Origin of the sequence: Alcanivorax sp. VBW004 (assembly GCF_009718865.1) — a bacterium.
In the GTDB taxonomy this organism is placed as follows: Bacteria; Pseudomonadota; Gammaproteobacteria; order Pseudomonadales; family Alcanivoracaceae; genus Alcanivorax.
This window is the reverse complement of record NZ_WNHC01000001.1, coordinates 1,257,463-1,282,148: the sequence shown is the minus strand read 5'-3', so window position 1 is coordinate 1,282,148 and position 24,686 is coordinate 1,257,463. Positions and strand designations below refer to the sequence as shown.

Annotated in this window: 24 protein-coding genes and 1 riboswitch; of the genes, 13 read left to right on the top strand and 11 right to left on the bottom strand. The window is 58.1% G+C overall.

Going from position 1 to position 24,686, the window contains the following annotated elements:
• Positions 1-322: 322 nt before the first annotated feature.
• The 4 genes from F1529_RS05820 to F1529_RS05805 are packed head-to-tail and all read right to left on the bottom strand — an operon-like array spanning position 323 to position 2,643.
• On the bottom strand, positions 323-934 hold the full coding sequence (locus F1529_RS05820) for a TPM domain-containing protein (protein ID WP_155132946.1): 612 nt from the start codon (positions 932-934) through the stop codon (positions 323-325).
• Positions 934-1,653 (bottom strand): YgcG family protein, encoded by a 720-nt coding sequence (locus tag F1529_RS05815; RefSeq protein ID WP_155132943.1) that lies wholly within the window; start codon positions 1,651-1,653, stop codon positions 934-936. Before F1529_RS05815 ends, F1529_RS05820 begins: the two co-directional genes overlap by 1 nt.
• Before the next feature lie 11 nt (positions 1,654-1,664).
• Complete coding sequence (locus F1529_RS05810) at positions 1,665-2,294, bottom strand: LemA family protein (protein WP_230457721.1); 630 nt, start codon at positions 2,292-2,294, stop codon at positions 1,665-1,667.
• Between the two features lie 40 nt (positions 2,295-2,334).
• Positions 2,335-2,643: a GIY-YIG nuclease family protein gene (locus tag F1529_RS05805; RefSeq protein WP_155132940.1), complete on the bottom strand. Its 309-nt coding sequence runs from the start codon at positions 2,641-2,643 to the stop codon at positions 2,335-2,337.
• A gap of 98 nt (positions 2,644-2,741) precedes the next feature.
• Between F1529_RS05805 and F1529_RS05800 the strand changes: the two genes are divergently transcribed.
• The 11 genes from F1529_RS05800 to uca all read left to right on the top strand — a co-directional run bounded on the left by F1529_RS05800 (position 2,742) and on the right by uca (position 13,863).
• Positions 2,742-3,137 (top strand): hypothetical protein, encoded by a 396-nt coding sequence (locus F1529_RS05800; protein ID WP_007150039.1) that lies wholly within the window; start codon positions 2,742-2,744, stop codon positions 3,135-3,137.
• An 80-nt stretch (positions 3,138-3,217) separates the two neighbouring features.
• Positions 3,218-3,580 (top strand): HopJ type III effector protein, encoded by a 363-nt coding sequence (locus tag F1529_RS05795; protein ID WP_155132937.1) that lies wholly within the window; start codon positions 3,218-3,220, stop codon positions 3,578-3,580.
• Positions 3,581-3,737: 157 nt separating this feature from the next.
• Complete coding sequence (locus F1529_RS05790) at positions 3,738-4,307, top strand: glutathione peroxidase (protein WP_155132934.1); 570 nt, start codon at positions 3,738-3,740, stop codon at positions 4,305-4,307.
• Between the two features lie 73 nt (positions 4,308-4,380).
• Positions 4,381-4,698, top strand: a complete 318-nt coding sequence (locus F1529_RS05785; protein WP_007149087.1) for a hypothetical protein — start codon at positions 4,381-4,383, stop codon at positions 4,696-4,698.
• A gap of 31 nt (positions 4,699-4,729) precedes the next feature.
• Positions 4,730-5,506, top strand: a complete 777-nt coding sequence (locus F1529_RS05780) for a dienelactone hydrolase family protein (protein WP_155132928.1) — start codon at positions 4,730-4,732, stop codon at positions 5,504-5,506.
• Between the two features lie 295 nt (positions 5,507-5,801).
• A riboswitch (guanidine-I (ykkC/yxkD leader) is annotated at positions 5,802-5,941 on the top strand.
• A gap of 56 nt (positions 5,942-5,997) precedes the next feature.
• A complete protein-coding gene (locus tag F1529_RS05775) occupies positions 5,998-7,062 on the top strand; it encodes a putative urea ABC transporter substrate-binding protein (RefSeq protein WP_155132925.1) in 1,065 nt (354 codons plus the stop codon).
• Between the two features lie 84 nt (positions 7,063-7,146).
• On the top strand, positions 7,147-7,965 hold the full coding sequence (locus F1529_RS05770) for an ABC transporter permease (RefSeq protein WP_155132922.1): 819 nt from the start codon (positions 7,147-7,149) through the stop codon (positions 7,963-7,965).
• Positions 7,965-8,753: an ABC transporter ATP-binding protein gene (locus F1529_RS05765; protein WP_155132919.1), complete on the top strand. Its 789-nt coding sequence runs from the start codon at positions 7,965-7,967 to the stop codon at positions 8,751-8,753. The genes F1529_RS05770 and F1529_RS05765 overlap by 1 nt, the downstream gene beginning before the upstream one ends.
• Before the next feature lie 10 nt (positions 8,754-8,763).
• A complete protein-coding gene (locus F1529_RS05760) occupies positions 8,764-9,510 on the top strand; it encodes an urea amidolyase associated protein UAAP1 (protein WP_155132916.1) in 747 nt (248 codons plus the stop codon).
• Positions 9,511-9,553: 43 nt separating this feature from the next.
• On the top strand, positions 9,554-10,195 hold the full coding sequence (locus F1529_RS05755; RefSeq protein WP_155132913.1) for an urea amidolyase associated protein UAAP2: 642 nt from the start codon (positions 9,554-9,556) through the stop codon (positions 10,193-10,195).
• Between the two features lie 77 nt (positions 10,196-10,272).
• Entirely contained in the window at positions 10,273-13,863 is a 3,591-nt protein-coding gene (uca, locus tag F1529_RS05750) for an urea carboxylase (RefSeq protein WP_155132910.1), read from the top strand.
• Between the two features lie 99 nt (positions 13,864-13,962).
• On the opposite strand, the gene F1529_RS05745 is transcribed toward uca, so the two are convergent.
• The 7 genes from F1529_RS05745 to F1529_RS05715 all read right to left on the bottom strand — a co-directional run bounded on the left by F1529_RS05745 (position 13,963) and on the right by F1529_RS05715 (position 20,653).
• Positions 13,963-17,379 carry an FG-GAP-like repeat-containing protein gene (locus F1529_RS05745; RefSeq protein WP_155132907.1) on the bottom strand — a complete coding sequence of 1,139 codons (3,417 nt, stop codon included), beginning with the start codon at positions 17,377-17,379 and terminating at the stop codon, positions 13,963-13,965.
• Positions 17,380-17,527: 148 nt separating this feature from the next.
• Positions 17,528-18,262, bottom strand: coding sequence for a glutathione S-transferase family protein (locus F1529_RS05740; protein ID WP_155132904.1), 735 nt, complete (start codon positions 18,260-18,262; stop codon positions 17,528-17,530).
• A gap of 107 nt (positions 18,263-18,369) precedes the next feature.
• On the bottom strand, positions 18,370-19,230 hold the full coding sequence (locus F1529_RS05735) for an alpha/beta fold hydrolase (protein WP_155132901.1): 861 nt from the start codon (positions 19,228-19,230) through the stop codon (positions 18,370-18,372).
• Positions 19,217-19,408 carry a DUF1272 domain-containing protein gene (locus F1529_RS05730; RefSeq protein WP_039926291.1) on the bottom strand — a complete coding sequence of 64 codons (192 nt, stop codon included), beginning with the start codon at positions 19,406-19,408 and terminating at the stop codon, positions 19,217-19,219. The genes F1529_RS05735 and F1529_RS05730 overlap by 14 nt, the downstream gene beginning before the upstream one ends.
• 13 nt (positions 19,409-19,421) lie before the next feature.
• On the bottom strand, positions 19,422-19,601 hold the full coding sequence (locus tag F1529_RS05725) for a hypothetical protein (protein ID WP_007148642.1): 180 nt from the start codon (positions 19,599-19,601) through the stop codon (positions 19,422-19,424).
• 403 nt (positions 19,602-20,004) lie between these two features.
• Positions 20,005-20,352, bottom strand: a complete 348-nt coding sequence (locus F1529_RS05720; protein ID WP_155132898.1) for a DUF4345 domain-containing protein — start codon at positions 20,350-20,352, stop codon at positions 20,005-20,007.
• Positions 20,345-20,653: a hypothetical protein gene (locus tag F1529_RS05715; protein ID WP_155132895.1), complete on the bottom strand. Its 309-nt coding sequence runs from the start codon at positions 20,651-20,653 to the stop codon at positions 20,345-20,347. Before F1529_RS05715 ends, F1529_RS05720 begins: the two co-directional genes overlap by 8 nt.
• 267 nt (positions 20,654-20,920) lie before the next feature.
• Here F1529_RS05715 and F1529_RS05710 point away from each other — a divergent pair, with 267 nt between their 5' ends.
• Complete coding sequence (locus F1529_RS05710) at positions 20,921-21,706, top strand: helix-turn-helix domain-containing protein (protein WP_155132892.1); 786 nt, start codon at positions 20,921-20,923, stop codon at positions 21,704-21,706.
• Between the two features lie 69 nt (positions 21,707-21,775).
• Positions 21,776-24,685 (top strand): RNA polymerase-associated protein RapA, encoded by a 2,910-nt coding sequence (gene rapA, locus F1529_RS05705; RefSeq protein ID WP_155132889.1) that lies wholly within the window; start codon positions 21,776-21,778, stop codon positions 24,683-24,685.
• Position 24,686: the final 1 nt, after the last annotated feature.

Genomic DNA, 24,686 nt, shown 5'->3' with positions numbered 1-24,686 from the left:
CCGAATGTACTCTTGGTCACCTCTGCCCCCCCCGTTCTACTGCGAGAAGGAGCCTGCCCCACACCAACGTTATTCGTGATGCAAGCATCACTTCCCACAAAGAATCAGTAGAAGCCGTGCTGTTGGGCGTTTTACAGAGACTCCCCAGTTCGTCACTTCAACCTTTCAGCGCATCAGCGGGCTGATTTAACCTCGAGCATCAGGCGTTTGGCATCCAGCAATGCCGGCATTTCTGGCAACGCTACGATCAATCAGGCACACGTTCATCCGCAAAGAACCAAAAAAAGGGGCCACATGGCCCCTTCTTGAGCATTGCCCGAAATCAGAGAATAACCAGATGATTGGGCAATTCGTTTTTCTGCTCCGTGGCGGGCACATGGGCCGCCAGCTTGTCACCGCAGGCGGCCACGCATTCCTGGAACCCCTTGGCCACGTCACCGCGTTTCAGGTGTGCGATAAAGGCATCCACCATGCTTTGCCACTCGCTGTCGGGCACATGCTGGGCGATCCCCTGATCCGCAAGAATCTCCACATAGTGCTCGGCCTCGCTGACAAAGATCAGCACGCCCGTGGCACCTTTGGTGCGATGCAGCCCCTGCTGCAGAAACGCCTGGCGCGCCAACCCGGCAGCACGGGCCTGCTGTAACCGCCGCGGCACCAGCCGGAACTGGATTGGCTTCACGCGGAACAGCACCGCCAGCCCCAACAACACGCCCCACTGCAGCAGCAGAGCTTCAAACGGGGTGAGCCACACGGGGAGGAACAGCAGTACCGCCGGCACCAACAAGGACAGCAGGGCCGCCCACATAACGGTGACGTAGCGATAATCATCCGCCTGCCGGGCCAACACGGTAACCAGCTCCGCGTCAGTGCGGGTTTCCTGTTCGCTGATGGCGCGGGCCAGTGCATCCTGTGCAGTGTTATCCAACAACATTACCAACCTCCCGAGGCGCCACCGCCTCCAAAACCACCACCGCCGCCGCCGAAGCCGCCGCCGCCAAAACCGCCACCGCCGAAACCACCGGCGCCCATTCCCATGGGCAGGAACATCAAGCCACCACGACGACCACCACGGCCACCGCCGCCCCCAAAGGAGAGCAGGAAGGTGAGCACGATCATGACACAGAGAATCAGCAATGCCTTGCCGCTGGACACTGTCTGCCGGGGTTGCTGTTCACCCTGGTACTCGCCCTTGATCGCTGCCTGGATGCTGGTTACCCCTGCCTGAATACCGCCATAGAATTGCCCCTGACGGAAAGCCGGCAGAATTTCCTGCTGGACGATAACACTGGAAAGCGCATCCGTGAGGACACCTTCCAGACCATAGCCCACTTCGATGCGCACCTTGCGATCATTGGGGGCGACGATCAGTAGCACGCCGTTGTCGTTCTCTTTGCTGCCGATGCCCCATTCACGGCCCAGTTGATAGCCATAATCGGCAATGTCGTAGCCCTGCAAATCGGGCAGGGTAACCACCACCAGCTGATTGGACGTGTTCTGTTCTGCGGTGGCCAGGGCCTGGGTGAGGCTCTGGGTCTGGGCGGGGGTCAGCAACCCCGCTTCATCGACCACCCGGCCGGACAGCGCCGGAAACTCCGGCGCCGCCCACAGCGAGGTGCTGAGCAGCAGAACAATCAGTGCGAAATAGCGCATTAAACCCTGCCCTAGTTAAAGTTCACGGTGGGAGCCTGATCCGCGTCGTCGGCGGTGGCTTCATAGGTGTCACGCGGTTCCATGTCGCTGTACAGGAAGCTGTGCCACAGGCGACCGGGGAAGGTGCGAATTTCCGTGTTGTACTGTTGCACCGCAGCGATGTAATCCCGGCGCGCCACACTGATACGGTTTTCCGTGCCTTCCAGCTGCGATTGCAGGGCCAGGAAGTTCTGGTTGGCCTTCAAATCCGGGTAGCGTTCTGCCACCACCATCAGCCGCTGCAGGGCGGACCCCAGTTGACGCTGGGCCTGCTCGAACTGCTTCAGCTTTTCCGGATTATTGAGCATGTTGCCATCCACCTGGATGGAACCTACCTTGGCCCGGGCCTGGGTCACCTCCACCAACACTTCCTGCTCGTGGCTGGCATAGCCCTTGACCGTGTTGACCAGGTTGGGGATCAGGTCGGCACGGCGCTGGTACTGGTTTTCCACTTGGGACCAGGCGGCTTTGACCTGCTCGTCGTAGGTAGGAATGTTGTTGATGCCACAGCCGCTCAACCAGCCAGCCAGCAATACCAGCATGGCGCTGCGCCACACCGTGGCCATGCGCGGCATCGCCCGCGCGGTCAGTGTCTTTGTCATCGATCCAGTCTCCTTGATGGTGTTTGTGTTGTCAGAATCGTCACGGCTCTCTGAGCGTCTCGATCCAGACCGACAGCGGCTGCTGCCGTTTTTCTGCTTGCAGGGCCGCCAGCAACCGTTGTTTGTCGCGGCGGCTTAACCGTTTTATCCGTGCTTCCAGCTGACTGGCAGAAGCCCTGTCACCCCCCGGCAGCAGCAACACCGGGCGCACCGGACGGCGGGCCCGGGTATAACGCGCCCCTTTCGGGCTGGTGTTGTGCTCGTGAAACCGGCGCGCCGGTTCGGTGCTGATCCCGGTATACAATGACCGGTCCGCACACTCCACCATATACACCCACCACTGTTGCATGGTTTTACACCCACCCCTGCGATGGCTGGTATGATGCCAGAGACACTGCGCGCACTTAAGCGCCATTACAACAAACCTCAAGCGACAAGGATGCAATTATGGTGACCTATCTTTATTGGTTCCTGGTGGCAGCATTGGTCATTGGTACGCTGTTCGGTCTGGGCGTACGGCTGGGAAAATGGAAGCCCGCGCTGATTATTGCTGTGATCATCTGGCTGACCGCCACCATCGCCTACTACTTCTGGCTTCAGCAGGTCTTCGTGAAACGCTTTGGCGGCACCATGCATATCACCGTGCCCGAAGAGCAGTACCACATCAGCGCCACCTGGAAAGATGACAACCTGTGGATCGAAAACTACAACCCGGAAACCAACGAGTGCATTTTCCGGGAATATTCCCGTGGCAACATGCTGGAAGGGAAAGTCATCATCAAGAACTGTAGCCCGCTGCAAAGCACTGGCATGGTTCTGCCTAAAGATTCCGCTGTGCAGTAACCGCAACGCCCCGCGCCAACCGTGACTCTGTGCAGGGTTGGCGCTATCCTGCAGCGCTTTACATCGCACAGGACTCCCCCATGAGCACCTCCCTAAGCACCTTGCTGGACACCCTGAACAGCGCCCCCGAAAGCATCACTTTCGACGCGGTACAAGCCGTCATTGCCGAGCACTACCACTACACCCCGGCCACCTTCATCAATGGCGAGGGCGATGACAGTGTGCGTAACGAGGCGGGCACCAACGAAGGCTCGTGCAAGATTTTTGCCTTCGCCAAACACCAGACGCTTTCCGATGCGCAGACCCTGGCCTGCTTCGGCCATTTTTACCGCGAGCATGTACTGGGCAACCCGGACGGCAGCGACCACGCCAACATTCGCACCTTCATGCGCCACGGCCTGAGCCAGGTGGTGTTCGACACTCCCGCACTGGCGGCAAAATAGCGGCCTTGTGGATAGCGCTGGCTGGTCGCCTGATGCGGCGCACAGGAAATCTCATCAAGGCCGGAACGTCCCTTCGCGCTGCCTTGACCGGTCTTCGCGATACTCTCAATATCGAGCGTTCCGGCAATCACGCTGACGCAAACAAAGGACACCTTGCATGCCCAGCCCCCTGCGCCATGCCCTGACCACGCTTGCCCTGCTGGCGACCCCGCTGGCAAGCGCCGACTCAGCCTGCGCCCCGGCGCTGGATGCCTCCGTGCGCAAGCTGCACGCCAGTAGCGAGCTGGACTTGTGCGCCCTAACGGCGGGCAAGCTGACACTGGTCGTCAACACGGCCAGCCAGTGCGGCTACACCCCACAGTTCAAAGGCCTGGAAGCGCTATACCAGAAGTATCGCGAGCAGGGCCTGATCGTGATCGGCTTCCCCTCCGACGATTTCCGCCAGGAACTGGACGATGAGGCCGATACCGCCAGCGTCTGCTATGTGAACTACGGCGTCAGCTTCCCCATGGCAGCCACCAGTCAGGTCAAGGGCGATGCCGCCAACCCGGTGTTCAAGGCGCTGAACCAGGCGGCCGGCGAGCCCGCCTGGAACTTCAACAAATACCTGGTGCCCGCCAGCGGCGACGGCATCATCCATTTCCCCGCGGCGGAAAAGCCTCTGGGCGGCAAGCTGGAAGCGGCCATCCGGCAAGCGCTGCCCGGCTCTCAAGGCCAGACGGACTAGCCACTGTGGTGGTGGCAGCGTTCATATGAGCCTGCTATTGTGATCGATCAACCCATCAGCCCCGATGAGTCCCGTGAAAGTTCGTAACAGTAAGGAACAACAACGGTATCGCCTGGAACGCGACATGGAACGCTTTCTCTCCGAAGGCGGGTCCATTAGTGAAGTGCCAAACGGGGTGAGTGGCGCCGATGCAGTCTCCGGCAAAGGCCACCAGACGGTGCTGTTCAATGGCCCACGTCAGGCGCAACGCACTGACCTGAGCCAGGTGGCAGCCACGATTGATTCACGCAAGCACAAGCCACGCCGGCAACGCTTGAATGCCCGACCGCAGCGCAAACTGGTTTATGACGACTTCGGCGAACCACTACGCTGGGTCTGGCAGAATAAATAACCCGCCTTATGGCACATCCAAGGACAGGTCTATGAAACGGTTTTTCCTGCTGGTATCCCTGATTGTCGCTGGCCAGACCAGCTCCGCCGATATTATTGAAACCGAAGTCACCCTGCCTGACGGCCTGGGCAAGGGCATCATGTACCTCAACGATGACCAGAAAGACCCTGGCCCCGGGGTGATCGTGGTGCACGAGTGGTGGGGCCTGAACGACTATGCCCGTAACCGCGCCCACATGCTGGCCCAAGCGGGTTACACCGCCCTGGCCGTGGACATGTACGGTACCGGCGAAGTCGCGACCCACCCCAAAGACGCAAAAAGCTTTATGGAAACCGCCCTGGCTGACCCGGAAACCATGAACGCCCGTTTCCAGGCGGCCCGATCCATGATGCTCAAACAGCAGCAGGTCGCACCGGGCCGCTTGTTTGCCATTGGCTACTGTTTTGGCGGTGCGGTGGTGCTGGAACAGGCACGCCGGGGGACCGACCTGGCCGGGGTAGCCAGCTTCCACGGTAGTCTGGGCACGGAGAACCCGGCCAAGGCCGGCGAAATCAAGGCCCGCGTGCTGGTCGCCACCGGCCAGGCAGACCCCATGGTGCCCGCCAAACAGGTCAGTGGTTTCGTCAGCGAGATGACCACCGCCGGCGCGGATTTCCAGTTACTCAGCTTCCCCGGCGTGAAACACAGCTTCACCAATCCGGGGGCGGATGCCGCCGGCAAACGCTTCGACATGCCGCTGGCCTACAGTGCCCATGCGGACCAGGTCAGCTGGAAAGCGCTGATCGACTTTCTGGAACACGAGGAATAATCACACGCACCAGAATTGTGCATCACCGCGCACCACGCACCATGCCGGCACAAATTCACGTACCGGCATGGTCACCCTCCTCGCACACTCTGCCGCCTTTTCTTTCTCCCGCTTTCGCCTCAACCCACGGCTCGCGCGGGCGCACGCCTTTTTCCCTCCTCGCCTGGCCCATCTTGGCACTCCCTTTGCTTTGTTACGCAAGAGGAATCGAATGGCCTTGTTGCCATTAGGGAGCCTCTCAATGACGCCTTGCATGCTCAGTCTTTCAGAGGCTCCCAACTCAACACAATGTGCACCAATAGACCGCTAGGGTTCCGGTCGTCTGCGTCAGCAGCCGATGCCTGGTCCGAGAGCAGTCGACCTTCTTGGCGCCGATAGACCCGCAACAACGTCTACCGGCAGGGGGTTACACGGCGGGACAAAAGCCCGGGAGGACACGATGACAACCTTGTCATTGGATTCCTCATCGTCCGTAGCCAAGGAGGTCCACCATGACCCGTTCCGTACGAAAGACCGCTGCCGTTGCAGCACTTGCCCTGTTCACCTCACTCATGCCGGTCACCGCGCTGGCTAAAGATTCCTTCAGCATCTGCTGGTCCATCTATGTGGGCTGGATGCCGTGGGATTACGGCGCCCAGCAAAAAATCGTGGATAAATGGGCCGACAAGTACGACATCGACATCGACGTGGTGCAGATCAACGACTACGTGGAATCCATCAACCAGTACACCGCCGGCGCCTACGACGGTTGCGCCATGACCAACATGGACGCCCTGACCATTCCCGCCGCCGGCGGCGTGGATTCCACGGCTCTTATCGTCGGCGATTTCTCCAACGGCAATGACGGCGTTGTACTAAAAGGCGCTGACACACTGGCTGACATCAAGGGCCAGGACGTGAACCTGGTGGAACTGTCTGTTTCTCACTACATGCTGGCCCGCGCACTGGAAACCGTGGGCCTCAGTGAAAAAGACCTGACCGTGGTGAACACTTCCGACGCCGACCTGGTGTCTGCCTACACCAGTGATGACGTCACTGCCGTGGCCACCTGGAATCCGTTGCTCAGCGAAATCACCCACATGCCGAACAGCCACAAGGTCTTCGACTCTTCGAAAATTCCTGGCGAGATCATCGACCTGATGATCGTTAACACCGAGACCCTCAACGCCAACCCGGATTTCGGCAAAGCCCTCACCGGTGCCTGGTACGAAATCATGGCGACCATGTCTGCCGACGATGATGCCGGCAAAGCGGCCCGCACCTTCATGGGCCAAGCCTCCGGCACCGACCTGGCCGGCTACGAAGCGCAACTGGCCTCTACCCGCATGTTCTACCAACCCGCTGAAGCGGTGGAGTTTGTGAACAGCGCCGCACTGAAAGACACCATGCAGAAAGTGGCGGAGTTCTCTTTCGACCATGGACTACTGGGTGAAGGGGCCCCGGATGCCGGCTTTATTGGCATCGAAACGCCGTCTGGAGTTTATGGCAACAAGGGCAACATCAAACTGCGATTCATCCCGGACTATATGGCCATGGCCGCCGAAGGGAAGCTGTAAAGACGCATCGGCACGGCATGCTGGCACGCAAGGTGCCAGCCCCTGCCACTAGCGAGCCATCTGCCTTCGCACCAAGGAAACGCCATGAAAAAATTTATCAATCGCCGGCCAGCCAACGCTGCCCGCTGGGCCTTGGGGATGCTGCCTTTTGTGCTGCTTCTCATCATCTACATGCTGGCATCCGATGCCCGCCTGGCAGAGAACCCCAACGACAAACTGCTGCCTGCGCTGGATACATTTGTGCAGGCCATCGAGCGGATGGCGTTTGAGCCCAGTAAGCGCACCGGTGACTACCTGATGCTTAACGACACAATGGCCAGCCTCCAGCGTCTGGCCATTGGGGTCGGGATCAGTGCCCTGGTTGCCCTTATGGTAGGGATTGGGAACGGCACCATCCCCTTGATTCGTGCCACATTTTCACCTCTGGTGACCGGCCTTTCTCTCGTGCCGCCCATGGCCATCCTTCCCGTCTTGTTCATCGTATTCGGGCTGGGAGAGCTGGCAAAGGTCATGCTGATCATCATTGGCATCACCCCTTTCATGATCCGGGATCTTCAACAAAGAGCATTGGAAATTCCCGCCGAACAAATCATCAAGATGCAGACACTGAGTGCTAACACCTGGCAAATCATTACCCGCCTGGTATGGCCACAGTTGATGCCACGACTCATTGGCGTCGTGCGTCTCTCATTGGGGCCCGCCTGGCTTTTCCTTATCGCCGCAGAAGCCATCGCTGCCACCGACGGGCTCGGCTACCGGATTTTCCTGGTGCGCCGTTACCTGGCCATGGATGTGATTCTGCCCTACGTCATGTGGATTACCCTGCTGGCCTTTGCCATCGACTTTATTCTCAGCCGTTACTCGCAATGGCGCTACCCCTGGTTCCATGGAGGAAAGTCCTGATGGCGATTATCGAGATGAAAAACCTGTGGAAGGAGTACGGCGACCAGGTGGTGCTGGAAAGACTCAATGCCACCGTTCAGGAAGGTGAGTTCGTCACCATCGTGGGGGCCTCCGGTTGTGGCAAGACCACCTTTCTGAAAATGCTGCTGGGCACAGAGGAACCTACCCGTGGAGAAATGCTACTGGATGGCCGACCTCTCACTCCCGAGCCCGATGACAGCCGCGGTGTCGTCTTCCAGCGGTACTCCGTGCTCAGTCATTTAACAGCATTGGACAACGTCATGCTTGGAGGCGAGCTGCAAAGCAGCCGTTGGCTGGGCATCAGTTTCGGCAAACAGCGCCGCAAGCTTCGCAAGGAAGCATTGGCAATGCTGGAATCGGTAGGGCTGGATCAGGCAGCAGACAAATACCCCCATGAACTGTCGGGCGGCATGCAACAACGCCTTGCCCTCGCCCAGGCACTGATTAAGAAGCCTCGCATCCTGCTGCTGGATGAACCTTTCGGCGCCCTGGATCCGGGCATCCGCGCCGACATGCACAAGCTGGTTTTGTCCCTGTGGAAAGAACAAAAGCTCACCGTGTTCATGATCACCCATGACATCAACGAAGGCTTCTATCTGGGCACCCGTCTGTGGGTCTTCGACAAACCCCGCCTGGACCCGCAAGCCCCCGGTGCCTACGGCGCCCGCGTGACCTATGACTTGCCCGTAGGCGACTGCCAGACCGGCACGCTTACCTCCATTAACGAAAGCGTGGACAACACCAGCCGCGCCATCGACCGTTTTTAAGGTGTTCACCATGACCGAATCACTCAGCAATTCTGCAACCCCCAGTCATGCCCTCTACAGCACTACGCTGCCCGGCAGCGCTCACTGGTCGCTGCGGGTACGCCGTGGTATGCAGCTGCGCTTCACCGACCTGGACGGTGGCGCCAACCTGGGCCTGCTGATGTACAACCCGGAAGACCTGTTGGAACGCTACAACGCACCGGACACATTAAAAGGCCAGCACACCTTCAAGCTGACCCGGGGCAACTGCCTGTATTCCGACATGGGCCGGGTATTCGCGTCCATTGTGGAAGACGACTTCGGCTGGCATGACTCCGTGTGCGGGACACTCAGCGAGAAAGCGCTGCAAGAAAAGTACACCGCTCGCTCTTATCAGGATCACCACAATCAATGGACCCTCAGTGGTGAACACAGCTTCCTCACGGAACTGGCGAAATACGGCCTCACCGAACGGGACATGGCCGCCAACCTGAATCTGTTTTCCAAGGTCGCCGCCGACAATGACGGCAACCTGGTCTTTGATCCATCTGCGGCCAAAGCCGGAGCCAGTCTCACCCTGCGTTTTGAAATGGACACCCTGGTCATCCTGAACAGCTGCCCCCATCCGCTCAATCCAGCGAAGGATTACCCGATGAAGCCGGTAGGTATCGAAATGCTCAAAGCGCCTCCGGTACCCGACGATGATTACTGCAAAAATTTTCGCCCGGAAAACATCCGCGCCTTCGAGAACAACCGACTTTACCACCTGGGCATGTAAGCCCGGCTGCATGTAACAGGCATTACGCAACAAGGGAAAAAACATGATCAAAGCAAGCCAACGTGAACCGAACCAGGCCAGCTTTCGCGAAGTGGTGGCGGCAGGTGATTACTTCATTCATACCGTGAAGCAGGGCCAGACCGTGCGTCTGCTGGATCTGGAAGGCAACCAGGCCGCCGACACCCTGTTCTACAGCGCCGCTGATCCGGCAGAACGCTACAGCGCCATGGACACCATCCGCGAACAGGGCAATGTCTACCTCACCGCCGGCACCACGCTGATGTCCAACCGGGTGAAGCCATTACTGGAAATTGTTGCCGACACCTGTGGCCGCCACGACACCCTCGGCGGCGCCTGTGCGACGGAAAGCAATACCGTGCGTTACGATCTGGAAAAGCGCTGCATGCATGCCTGTCGCGATAGCTGGATGCTCGCCGTTAACCAGCATCCGGAATTTGCCCTGGGCAAACGCGACATCACTCACAACATCAACTTCTTCATGAACGTACCGGTCACCGCAGAAGGCGGTCTGACCTTTGAAGACGGCATTTCCGCACCAGGAAAATATGTGGAGCTGACCGCCTGCATGGATGTGGTCATCCTGATTTCCAACTGCCCGCAATTGAACAACCCCTGCAACGGATACAACCCGACACCGATCGAAGTGCTGATCTGGAACGATTGATCGCGCCTGCCGGGACGACCCGGATACAGCGCAAGGATTCACAGCGGGACGGCCCGCTACCGTCAAGAGACACTCACATGTTCAACAAAGTGCTGATTGCCAACCGCGGCGCCATTGCCACCCGTGTTATCCGTACCCTGAAAAAAATGGGCGTTACCGCCGTGGCCGTTTTCGCCGAAGCCGACCGGGACTCCCTGCACGTCACCCAGGCGGATGAAAGTTACTGTCTGGGCGATGGCAGCGCCCGGGATACCTACCTGAATCAGGATGCGCTGTTCGCACTGATGCAGGAGCATGGCGTGGATGCGGTGCACCCCGGCTACGGTTTTCTTAGTGAAAACCCGGGTTTTGTTAAAGGCTGCGAAGCACGGGGCATTGCCTTTATCGGCCCCACCCCGGAGCAGATGAACACCTTCGGCCTGAAACATACCGCTCGCACACTGGCAGAAGAGACCGGTGTCCCGCTGCTATCAGGCACCGCCCTGCTCACCGATAAAAGTACAGCGCTAAGTGCCGCCGACACTATTGGTTACCCGATCATGCTCAAGAGCACCGCTGGCGGCGGCGGCATCGGCATGCAGGTCTGCGAAAACGCGGCCAGCCTAGACAAAGCCTGGGATACCGTTCGGCGCCTCAGTGCCAATAATTTTTCCAACGACGGCGTCTTTATTGAAAAATACATCGCCCGGGCCCGCCATATCGAAGTGCAGGTTTTCGGCGATGGCCAGGGCAACGCTATCACCCTGGGCGAACGGGATTGCTCCGCCCAGCGTCGTCACCAGAAAGTGCTGGAAGAAACCCCGGCGCCGAACCTGCCAGATGCAGTGCGCGCAGACTTGCATGCCACCGCAAAAAACCTCATGGAAGCCGTTCATTATCGCAACGCCGGCACCGTCGAATTCATTCTCGACCAGGACAGCAACGCCTTTTATTTTCTGGAAGTGAATACCCGCCTGCAGGTCGAACACGGTGTCACCGAGCAGGTGTACGGCGTGGACCTAGTGGAATGGATGCTACAACTGGCCGCCGGAAACTTGCCTGCCCTGGATACGCTCGGCACCCACCTCACCGCCAACGGTCACGCCATTCAGGCGCGGATTTACGCGGAAGACCCGAACAAGGATTTCCAACCGAGCGCAGGACTGCTTACCGCCGTGCAGTTCCCCGATGCAGACGGGCAATCGCGCCGCATCGATCACTGGGTGGAAGCCGGGCTCACGGTGTCGCCCCTGTTCGATCCCATGCTGGCCAAAGTGATCGTTCACGAAACCAGCCGCGATGCCGCACTGGCCGCGTTGAACAGCACTCTCGCGGAAACCGGCATCGAAGGCATTGAAACCAACCGGGATTACATCCGCACCATTCTGGCGGACCCGGTCTTTGCCCAGGGCGAAATGACCACCCGCTACCTTAACGATTTCCGCTATCAGCCGTTCACCATGGATGTGCTGGCCGGAGGCACACTCACCACGGTGCAGGACTACCCTGGCCGCACGGGTTACTGGCCTGTGGGCGTTCCGCCATCCGGTCCGTTCGACAACCTAAGCTTCCGTCTGGGCAACCGCCTGCTCGGAAACGCGGAAAACGCCGCCGGGCTGGAATTCACTCTTAATGGCCCCACGCTGAAATTCAACCAGGTCACCCGCATCGCCCTCACCGGTGCGGACATGCAAGCCACACTGGATGGTCAGCCGGTTGCCTCCTATTGCGTCATCGCGATACAGCCCGGGCAGATCCTCAAGCTGGGCAAGGTCAGCGGCGAAGGGGCCCGCGCCTATCTGGCCGTGGCTGGAGGCCTGCAGTGCACGCCCTATCTGGGCTCACGCAGCACCTTCACTCTGGGGCAGTTTGGCGGCCATGGTGGCCGCGCCCTGCGCACCGGCGACGTTCTGCATTTTCAAGAAGCCGCGCCGACACCGCCATCAGCAACCGTGCCGGACTCCCTCAAGCCCGCGCTCGGCAACCACTGGACCCTGCGCGTTATTTACGGCCCCCATGGCGCCCCGGACTTCTTCACCGACGACGACATGGCCATGTTTTTCTCCACCGATTGGCAGGTGCATTACAACTCCAGCCGCACAGGGGTTCGTCTGGTCGGCCCCAAGCCCAGCTGGGCACGCAGCGACGGCGGCGAAGCCGGCATGCATCCCTCCAACATTCACGACAATGCCTACGCGGTGGGCACGGTGGACTTCACCGGTGACATGCCGGTGATCCTCGGCCCCGACGGCCCCTCCCTCGGCGGCTTTGTCTGCCCGGCCACCGTGATCCTCGCGGACCGCTGGAAACTCGGTCAGCTGAAAGCCGGCGACACCTTGCGGTTCGACGCCATCAGCCTGGAAGACGCGGATGCACTGGCGGAAGAACAGGACAACTGTGTAGCCGGCCTGCATGCCCCCGTGAAACAGGTAGAAAGCGCGGCCATGACTACTCCCATCCTCAACACCCTGTCCGCAGACGAGGCCGGGGTGGACGTAGTCTACCGCGCCGCGGGGGATCGCTATTTGCTGGTGGAATATGGCCCGCTGGTTCTGGATCTGCGTCTGCGTTTCCGTGCCCACGCCCTGATGCTATGGCTGGAAGAACAGAAACTGGATGGTGTTATCGAACTGACGCCGGGCATTCGCTCTCTGCAGATTCATTTCGATCCACTGCGACTACCGCGCCCTGCATTACTGAAAAAACTCGCCGACGCCGAACATGCCCTGCAACGGCAGGACGATCTGGAAGTGCCTTCACGCATTGTCCATATCCCGCTGAGCTGGGATGACGAAGCCTGTCACCAGGCCATCGAAAAATACATGCAGTCCGTACGCAAGGACGCCCCCTGGTGCCCTTCCAACCTGGAATTCATTCGTCGTATTAACGGGCTTGGCAGTTTGGACGAGGTGAAAGAAATTCTGTTCAGCGCCAGTTATGTAGTCATGGGCCTTGGCGATGTGTATCTCGGTGCCCCGGTGGCAACACCCTACGACCCACGACACCGTCTGGTCACCACCAAGTACAACCCGGCCCGCACCTGGACGGCAGAAAACTCGGTGGGCATTGGTGGCGCCTACCTGTGCGTGTACGGCATGGAGGGTCCCGGCGGCTATCAATTCGTCGGGCGAACCCTGCAAATGTGGAACCGCTATCGCCAGACTGACGCCTTTGATCAACCCTGGTTATTACGTTTCTTCGATCAAATACGCTTCTACGAAGTGAGTCACGAAGAGCTCAACCAGATACGTCGCGACTTCCCCAAGGGGCACTACCCGATTCAGGTGGAAGACACCACGTTCAGCCTCAGCGCCTACCAGCAATTTCTCGATGACAACCAGCAGGACATCGCATCCTTCACCGATGCCCGCAATCAGGCATTTGATGCGGAATTGCAACGCTGGGTGGAAAGCGGCCAGATCAATTTTCAGTCAGAGCAGGATCTGGACGCCGACAATGGCGCAGAGGATGTGGAAGGCACCCCTGTAGAGTCCCCGGTGGCTGGCAGCATCTGGAAACTGAAGGTGCAGGAAGGCGACAACGTGAGCCAGGGCGACGTGGTGGCGATACTGGAATCCATGAAAATGGAAATAGAAATCACCGCCCCCACCACAGGCAAGGTCATCGCCCTCGCCCGACAGGAAGGCCAGCAGATCAATGCGGGGCAGGCCATCATGGTGCTGGACTGAAACCAGGAACTCATGAATTACGAGAAGCGAGAGTGCCAAGCCCGAAGAGTATTCGGGCTAATACTTTCTTTTATCTTTTCGTAACCCGTAACTCACAAGTTATGGGGCTATCGCGCAGGTCCCGGGCAGGCTGCGTTGGTCGAAAATCAGGAACCGATTACTGGCCTGCTCTTCACACTGCCAACGTACACCATCCGGCCAGGTTATAGCGATATCGGCCCGCTGCGCACTGCCCAAACCAAAATGCAGATCCGGCGGATTCTGGCCATTGAAGTTGGTATTGGCCATGCTGAAACGGGTTTGCGTTTGCTCGCCGAATTCACCACCGACATCGGCAAACACCTGCACTTTTGCCCCCAACGCTTCCGTGTTCGGTGCAGCACCGACCAAACGAACCGACAGGAAACGGCTGGCAAATCCATTACCCGTCTGATTACTAAAGAACTGCAACCCCTTGGAGTGATCCAACAACGCCACATCCATGTCACCATCCCTGTCATAATCCAGGCAGGTGATTCCTCTTCCGTCACTGGGTAACATCAAGCCCCATTGCACCGCCTGATCCCGGAAAGTGCCATCACCCTGGTTGATGAACAATCTTGGCAGGGAGTTTAAATATTCGTGGGCAATACCCTGGTAACGCTCCTTCAGCGATACGCTATTTTCGTCGCTTACCACATCATCAGGGATTGCTCCGAAACCATTCACATGGAAAATATCCAGGAAACCATCATTATTGAAGTCGGCAAAACAGGCGCCCCACCCCCAGTTTCCATCCGCTACACCCGCAACATCAGTGATATTCTCCAGAACGATATCACCGCCGCTACTATTATTGCGATAGAGACGATTTCCCGTCACGCCCCAATTAGCTTCAGCTTCTCCGTTGGGGTCATAAATTGAAGTGACAAACCAATCCAGGTCACCATCATTGTCATAATCCCCCAGCGCAGAGCCCATTCCATTTTCATCGGAAATAATGTCTCGATCCGTGATATTGCGGAAAGAACCTCCTGGCTCACCCTGCATGACAACACTGGTACCAAAATCAGAAGCCAGTAATAAATCGGTTTCGCCGTCCGCGTTGATATCCGCAAACTGTGGAGAGAAGTTCCAGTTCTGGGAGAGGCTGTCATCGGACAAACCTGCTTCCGAATCAAAGTGCATTAATTCAGAACCACCATTGTTTTTCCAGAACACCGGTGCAGTCAGTACGTTGCCCGAAAACCAGTGCGCCAGAAACATTTCCGGATAACCATCATGATCGGTATCCGCGAAAGACATACCATAGGTGTGGCGGCTCATGGAAAGGTTGGCAACCCGGTAATAAGAGCCCGATGCGTTGCTTGAATAAATCGGCAGCTGTTTCTGTTTGAGATTACCAAACAGCATTTCCCGACGATAATCACCATTCAGGTCGGCCATGGCCACCCCGGTAAACAAGCCCCCGGGGTTATCATCCAATAGCGGCACGGCATCGAAGCCCTGCTGGCCACCCCGATTCTGGTAAAACACCATGCCTGAGGCTTCGCCTCCGGCGTAGGCTAAATCCAACCAGCAATCATCGTCCAGATAGCCTGCACTGACACCACCAGCGATCATCGTCGGCTCAATGGACAGCACCCCGGGCACATCCCAGGTTTCCTCGCTGAAACCATGGGGGTGATTCGGCCTGGCCAGAAAGTCGTAAAGGCCGAATGCGATTACGTGGCGGGGAGAAAACATCGGCAAGCCGGTGTTAATGGTCAGTATAGAGGGTTCTGCTGAACAATCACTCAGTTCAGCAAAGGTGGTCAATGCTGGCGCAATAAAGTTCAGCGCAACCGTTTTATCATAATCCGAAGGCTCCGCCGGAGGCTCTTCTTCATCCGGTTCCGGATCGACAATCACGTCTGGCTTTGCCACCGGATTTTCACCATGTACCAAAAGATTGCCATCAGGGTCCTCGCTCAAATCCGGCGTCCATTGATTGCGACACAGATAATTTTTCACACAATCATCGGTAAGCGAACGCAGAAATGCGGCCAGGTCGGCCGCTTCAGTGTCACTCAGTGCCCGGCCAGGCAATAACGGCTCTGCCAACAGGAAACTGCTGGTCTCAAGCGCTTTTCGGGTATGGGTCTCTGAATAGTCATAGCTGCCAAGCCCCTGGAACTGGGCCAGACCCGCCAGCGAGAAATCATAGGTTTCAATCTCACCACGGGGATCAGCATGGTAGCGAATGGTATCCTGAAGTAGATCAAAGCTACCCGCATGGCCATAAGGCTGTGTGACACCAATATTCAACAGGCTCGGCACGCGGAAAGCATAGCGATCCTCTTCCTTGCGCGTGCTGGCCCAGCGGCCAATATCATCTTTTTCGGCACGCATGAAGCCGCGCCCGATTTGCGGAAACGCCACATTGTAGAATTTCTCATTGGTAAAGAAATCACCACTGTGGCAACTGGCACACCCCAGGCCACCTTCATCCTTGCTGGCAAAGAAGCGTTGCGCCCCCCGTTTTGCGGACAGGGACAGCACATTATTATTGCCCTCAACATAACGTTTCCACGAGGACTCAATAAAGATCATGGATTGCATGTAGGCCGCCAGGGCCCGCTGCACATTCACCAGGGTAATCACTTCTTCAGCACTGGCTTCGGGCTGGGAAAATGCCTGCCTGAACAGAGCCAACCAGTTTTCCGGGCCGTCATCCGACAACAGTCCACTGTCTCGCTCACCTCGCAATCGCGCCACCAGGCGCTCGCGGTATTGCTGCTGGGATTCCGCACTGAAAAGGTAGGCACGCATTTCGTTGTGATTGGTCAACGGGAATTTGGAGAATACCTCCATCAACCCGTCCGCCTCTGAGGCATCAGATACATTGCCGCTTTCCGGGGTGCGAATGGCCTGCCCTTTACCTCCGGCAGTCACGGTGTCATCCAGCACAAACACTCGCCCATCGAAAGTCATGCTGCGATCGAACAAGGCACTGTTGAACACCGTCTGACTGTTGCGGTGCATATTCGGTTTGCCGTCAGCAGCCGGGTCCAGATCGTTGTCAGGGTTTAGCCTGCGTTCCGGGCCGACCAATGAAGCATCCACAGGGGACACGCCAATGCCCAACGACAAGGCATCACTCCCGCCGAAATCCGGATGGTGGCACGAAGCACACGAGGCAGTAAGATCGCCAGAGAGACTGTGGGAGAAAAACAGTAACTGCCCGAGTTTGATTGTCGGGTCACTGTCGGGGGTGGCCTGAGCCTGCTGCCGCGGGGTCGCCGGGTCCCCGGTGAGCCCTTTCGTGGTGATCACAGCGCGCAACCACTGGTCCAGAGGAGACACTTCAGGATCGGTATCCGGATCAGGATCAGGATCGCCACCGGTGCCCGGATCAGTGGGGGTATCTGTGTCTGGAGTACTCGGTCCAGCCCCACCGCCAGAGGATCCGCCGCCCCCACAAGCCGAGAGCAAGGCCAGCAACCCCAGCGCAAGCAAATACCGCCCAGCAATAGCGGCCACTATCCGTAATGTCATCTTGGCGATCCTGAAATCTTGTTATTATTCGATCTAGACAAAAACGTGCACATCATCACACTTTCAATGTGTGCGAATTATCTTACACAAGACAACATAACCACCAGCATCTTCCCGACAAACGGCAGCGAAAAATTAAACCTTTGATTTAAAAAGACCTTTTCTCATCATATAGCCGCCTGAACGGCTCGAGGTGCTCCGCCTGGCTGTTCACCCAGGTTTGCAGGGGCTCAGGCATCGAGGAAGGCCAGTCCAGACCGTACGCCGGTGGCATAAATAGCGGCGCCAACAAGCTGGCTGCCGCCAGGTCTGCCCGTGAGAATTGCTCCCCCACCAGGTAGGTGCGCCCCTGGTAAGCCTGCACCAGGGTCTGGATAGCTTGCTCCAGCGCCACGCGGCTTTCGCTTACATGGGGTTCGCGAATTTGCATGGCTTTGCGCATTACGCCCTGCAATTTCGGAAAAATAACGCGCAGGAAGGTGCGGCCCCAGAAAGGCCCACCCTGGGCGAAAAAGGGAATCACCAGATCGGGATGATCCAGCAAGGTGTGATAACAATAGCGGCGCACATGGGGCCCGATGTTGTCATCGCAGAAGGTTTCCCATCCCAATGCGTCTTCCCTCCCCTCCGGGGTCTGCGGGGTTAACACATGATCCGGGAACTGCGTATCAAGGTAGCTGATAATCGACGCAGAGCCTTGCACGTAATGGCCATCATGCTCCAGAACCGGGACACTGCTGAACGGCACCACGGCTTTCATTTTCTTGAAGTGCAGGCCTGGAAGGTGATTTTTCGATCGGTATTCCAGCCCCTTGTAATCCAGTGCCCAACGGACTTTTTCGCAATAATGGGAAATCGGGAATTGATGCAACACGATGGCCATGTGGACATCCTTTTATTAGATATTAGAAAGCCGTGGAAAACCCGTTAGCTAATCGCGGCCTAGCAGAAAGGCGAGCATGCCGCCCGTCAAAAATCCGACCGCCCTTGTTATGTCCTGCTCTGCAGTTTTTCATGCCAGCAGATGATCAGCTCTACCGTCGCCGCCGGGGAACGCACCCAGCGAAAATGATCCGCGCGATCACCCAGTGTCTGTTCATCGAGCAACACGTTACTCACGCTGGCGGCAATGAATTTGTCCACTACCGCATCCACAGAGGCTGGCGGCGCGAAGGGATCATCCGCCAAGCTCAGGCTCAGCACCGGCCCACTATATTGCGCGATGCCGCAATCCAGATCGTCGCTGAAACCATTGGCCTGATAGCGGTTGGTTTTTGCCAGAGCACGCCAGTCCTGCATCAAGGTTCTGGCTTCACGACCGCCAAACCCTAATTTGTCACCGGGGTAGTACCCCAGTAACGCCGATACAGGCGGGATCATGGCGCAAAGAAATACCAGCTTGCGGCGGGTCGTACCGGTAAAGCCGCCCACCCAGGGGCTACCACAGGCCGCCAGAATAATACCGTCTATTTGTTCACCGTAGACGCCGGCCGCCATGGCGGAATAATGGCCGCCCAAAGAGTGCCCCATAAGATAAACCGGCAACCCCGAAGAACGGCTTTTCACCCAGTCCAGTGTCACAGGTATTTCATTGACCAAAGGCTCACGAAAGCCCCAGTCGCAGCGGTGCGACGGGCGCCAGGGGCTATCGCCATGGCCACGCTGTTCCAGCAAGGCCACATTCAGTCCTGCCGCCTGTAATGCTTGTGCCAATGGCTGATAGAAACGCGCCCCCATGCCCAGCGCGGCCATTAAAATCACCGATCCACGGGCGCTTTCTGTCGGGTACCAGTTTACCGGCAGGGTATAACCTGCGCCGCCAGGCAGAGAAATTTGCTCAGCCGCTTTCATTACTGGCCTCCTGACGGCGCGGGCGTTTCACCAGCTCACCCTGACAATTGGGGCAACGGCTTGCATGGATGGTGCAGCAGTCCACACAGAAGGTGCATTCATAGGAACAGATATAGGCTTCTGCATCGGCCGCCAGAGAGCACTGGCAACTTTCACAGCTGGATCGCATTTCAAGCATCAGGGTCACCCGGTTAGTGCGCTTTGACTTTCTCTTTGCCGCAGCGGTCACAGCGGTATACCGTCACCAGTTTTCCCTGCTTCACATCAAACTGCTTTTCCTTGCAGATCACCCACTTGTGAAAATCGTGCTGACACATGCCTTTTCTTGGCATTTTCTTTTGCGGTTTTTTAAACGGCAGAATATCGCCCATTAGCTCAGCACCGTGACTACAACTGGTAACCAGAGCATACCGTAAATTAGGTTCATCGCGGAATTGAGTGATCAGCCGGCTTCAGAACTTGTCTCATTACCCCGCCCTGGCAACCGCTGGACGCCGGATGCCCGACGACGGACGCTTGCATTCAAAACCTGAAAACCTTGGCCGCCATGCTCTCTGCGCAAAATGCATTACCCGATTACTGCCTGAATGACGGCCCTGGCAATTCCTCAAAATACCCCCTCAAAAGAGATACCGTAATAAAGACAGTCGCTCAGGCTAAGGGGCTTTACGTCAGGCACCCGGCGTCGAGCGTTTATTCGCGATAACCCCATCAGACGACAAGAAGCGTGTTATTCACTCTAATCCGCGAAGAACCATAAATTAGCCCTTTCGGTTAAAGCGAGATCAGCAACCCCAGCCCCAGAACGATTTCTATTGCCATGAACAATGCGGGGTAACGATCCAGGCGGCGATCCACTAACCAGGACAGCAACCGGCCAACCGCCATGCCCAGCAAAGCCATCGACAGGGTCACCACCACCCCGTCACGCCATTGCGGCTGATCCCAGCACACCACCAACAGCACAGCCATGGCCACACCATAACCGCCATACACAGCGCGGACCTCGTTGCGGGCCGGCACGGGCAGCGCTGTTATCGCCACCCACCGCGTTATCGAATGGGGCGACACCAGAGCCACCGCCCCCATCAACAGAAAAGTCAGCGCAGTCATTTCAATCATGAGCCGCCCCCTGCTCGGATTGTGACACTTGCCGCTGCAGCCCCCGCCACTGACACAGGGCGCAGAACGCTACCAGCAACGCCACATCCAGCAGCAGAACATGCCCCCAGAATGACAACCACGATGCCCCCAGCAGCATGACTACCGGCGTTGCCAATACCCAGGCCAGATCCGCCAGTGTCACCATTTTAGCCAACCCATGCGATATGGATTTGCGCGTGGCCACAAAGGCCACATCTGCTGCAAAAACCAGCAAGGCTCCCCCGAGAATCATCAGTATCTGCGGGCTGAACGCTCCCATCAGTGACGCCAACCCGCCCGGGGCCAACAAGAGCGCCGCGCCCAATAACGTTGAGCAGACAGCATTGAATAACAGAGCATGTTTAAGTGATGTCCAGGGCATGATGCACCTCCAGTTTTCAGACCCGGTCGCGAATTACCGCAACGGGCCGGTTAGTGTTAGATTCAGCCTCTGCTGAACAAGGAAGTGAAACAATTACCTCAGAGGTAATGGCGAAGCCTGGCGGCCATGACCATGCTGATCCGCCACAGAAGAGAGAGAACCCCGATGCAGACTGGCCAGATCCTCGCGGAACTGCGTAAAGCCCGCCGCCTCAGCCAACTGGAACTGGCGTTACGGGCCGACGTATCCAGCCGGCACCTGAGCTTTATCGAAACCGGGCGCAGCCAGCCAAGCCCAACCATGCTGAAACGCCTGGCTCTGGAAATGGAGCTGAATTGCCGGGACACCAATCGGTTACTGCTGGCGGCCGGTTACGCTCCCGCCTTCACCGAAACGGACCTGAGCAGTAACAGCATGGCCCCGGTCCGCGAAGCGCTGACGGTCATGCTCAGCAACCATAATCCGTTTCCTGCCGTCGTCCTCGATGCCCACTGGAATGTATTAATGGCCAACGAGGCCCAGCAGCGGCTAATGGCCTTGATGATTGAGGAGCGCGGGCCTTTTCCGCACACCGCCAATGTGGTCGAACTGGTGTTCCATCCCCAGGGTTATCGGCCGTTCCTGCGCAACTGGGATGAGGTGGCCGGTTTTCTGCTGCGCCGCCTGCACCGTGACCAGCAAGCACGCCCGGACCCGGCGCTGGCCGCCTTGTTGGATCGGCTGGCGGAACTTGCCCATGTGGATGAGCTGCTACACCAGCAACCCGGCACGCCCCGCGAAGAACCCATGATGGCGCTGGAGATCGAGTTGGCCGGGCAGCGGCTACGCAGCTTCTCCACCCTGGCCAGCTTCGGCACTGCGCTGGATGTGGTCATGGAAGAACTGCGCATCGAACACTACTTCCCCGCCGATGAGGCCACCCGCCGCTGGTTCCGAAATCAGATTCAATAGGTTTCAACCATCGAAGGGGGGCGTACAAACCCGTATAATTCGCCCCCCAAGCAATCACCGGCAGCGACAATGACTGACTTTATCCCCGGCCAACGCTGGCTGAGCGAATCCGAAACCGAACTGGGCCTCGGCATCATCAAGGAATTGGATTACCGACTGGTCACCGTGGAATACCCGGCGGTAGAGGAAGAGCGCACCTACGCAAAAAACAATGCCCCGTTGTCCCGCGTCACGTTCGACAGCGGCGACACCATCCGCACCGCCGATGAAGTGGAGCTGGTGGTCACCGAGGTCAACGAGCTCAACGGCCTCAAGGTCTACATGGCTCACCCCAAGGACGGCAGCCCGGACGATATTCAGCCAGTGCCGGAAACCAACCTGGGTCACACCCTGCGTCTGACGGCCGCACTGGACCGCCTGCTCTCCAACCAGCTGTCTTCCAATCGCTGGTTTGAGCTACGTATCGACGCCCTCAATGCCCATTGCCGTCAGCAGCAATCCACCATCAAGGGATTGCGTGGCCCGCGCATCGACCTGATTGGGCACCAGCTGTATATCGCTGACCAGGTGGCCAACCGTTTTGCCCCACGGGTATTGCTTGCCGACGAAGTGGGCCTGGGGAAAACCATTGAAGCCGGCCTGATCCTGCATCAACAGTTGCTCACTGGCCGGGCCAAGCGGGTACTGATCGTGGTGCCCTCACCGCTGGTGCACCAGTGGTTTGTGGAAATGGTGCGCCGTTTCAATCTGCATTTCTCTATTTTTGATGCCGAGCGCCTAAACGCCCTGCAGCCGGAAACCAGCATCAAGGACATGCTGGCGCAGATTATTGAAGAAGAAAACGCCCCGGACGACGATGCAGACGAAACGCCAGGCAGTGTCAGCGCCGCTAGCGGTGACGACAACCCGTTCCTCAGTGAACAGCTGATACTGTGCAGCACGGATTTCCTCAGCCAGTGCGATATCGATCAACTGGCGGCGGCCGACTGGGATTTGCTGGTGGTCGACGAAGCGCATCATCTGGAATGGTCCGCGCAGCAGGCCAGTGACGATTACCAGCGCGTGGAAACCATTGCCCAACAAGCGCGAGGCTTGCTGCTGCTGACGGCCACCCCGGAACAGCTCGGCCTGGAAAGCCACTATGCCCGTCTGCGCCTGCTTGATCCGGAACGCTACCCCAGCCTGGAGGCCTTCAAGGAAGAGCAGGCCCATTATCAGGATGTGGCGGCACTGGCCGGACGATTGCACGACGAACCCAGTTGGGATGCAGCACTAAAGCAAGAAGCGGTTGCCCTGCTCCCGGACATGAATATTGACGAAGCGGACCGCGACGCGATCCAGACGGAACTGCTGGACCGCTCCGGCCCCGGCCGCGTCATGTTCCGCAATACCCGCCACAACATCGCCGGCTTCCCGGCACGCCACGTGCACGGCATTGCGCTGACGCTGCCGGACGAATACAAATACGACAGCGACGAAGAAATTGACGGCCACCTGCACCCGGAAACCCTGTTCCACGATGACCGCTGGTGCAGCCTGGATCCCCGCGTTAACTGGCTGGAAAACTTCTTCAAGCAGCATCGCCACGACAAAGTGCTGGTGATCTGTGCCAGCAAACACACCGCCACCGACCTGCATGCCCACTGCAACTACAAGCTGGGCATGAACGTGGCCATGTTCCATGAAGACATGGACTTGATCGAGCGGGACCGGGCCGCCGCCTTTTTCGCCGATGACTTCGATGGTGCCCAGGCGCTGATCTGCTCGGAAATCGGCTCCGAAGGTCGTAACTTCCAGTTTGCCCACCATCTGGTGCTGCTGGATCTGCCCTTGAACCCGGACCTGCTGGAACAGCGTATCGGTCGCCTGGACCGTATCGGCCAGACCGAAGATATCCAGATTCACGTGCCCTACTTCGAGCAGCACGCCCAGGAGGTGTTGTTCCGCTGGTATCACGACGGCATGAATGCTTTCGAGCACACCAACCCGGCCGGCCACGACATTTACCTGCGCAGCCGCGACGCGCTGGAACCGCTGCTTACCGGCGACCCGGAATACACCGCCATCGAAGCGCTGGTCGACGATACCCGCACCATCACTTCCGAGCTGCATACGCTACTGGAGACCGGCCGCGATCGCCTGCTGGAGCTGAGCTCCTTCGACAGCGAGCGAGCCGAAACCCTGATCACCGACCTGATCGCCGCGGATGACGACAGCCCACTGCCTTTCATGCAGCGCATCTTTGATCGCTACGGGGTGGAACAGGAAGATCATTCCGACACGGCCATCATCCTCAAACCCGGCCCGCACATGCGCGATGCGTTCCCTGCCCTGCCGGAAGAAGGCGTGACCATGACCGACAACCGGGCCACCGCACTGGCCCGTGACGACATGCAGTTTCTGACCTGGGAGCATCCCATGGTCACCGGCAGCCTGGAGATGATGCTCACCGAACACCGTGGCAAAGCCGCCGTCAGCCTGCTCAAGAATCCCAAAATCAAGGCTGGCACCCTGCTAATCGAAGCCATCTATACCGTTGATGCCATTGCCCCCAAACAGTTGCAGGCAGACCGTTTCCTGCCCACCACAGTGATTCGTCACCTGCTGGATGGCAATGGCAAGAACATCAGCCAGGCCATCAGCCACGACGGCCTGAGCCAGCAATGCCACAAGATGGACAAGCCACTCAGCCGCAAGATCGTTGGCAGCCAGAAACCCCTGCTGGAGAAATTGCTGAAAGCTGACGAAGCCAACGCCAGTCAGGAAGCGGAAAGTATTATTGCTGCTGCCCAGGAAAAAATGCGTGCCGAACAGGCCCATGAGTTGGCCCGCCTGAAGGCGCTGCAAGCCAAAAACCCGGCAGTCCGCCATGAAGAAGTGGAGGCTCTGGAAGCACAGACACACGCCCTGGAAAAGTGCCTCAGCGAAGCGCGCTGCCAGCTTGAAGCCGTGCGAATTATTGTTTCGGGAGGAGACTAAC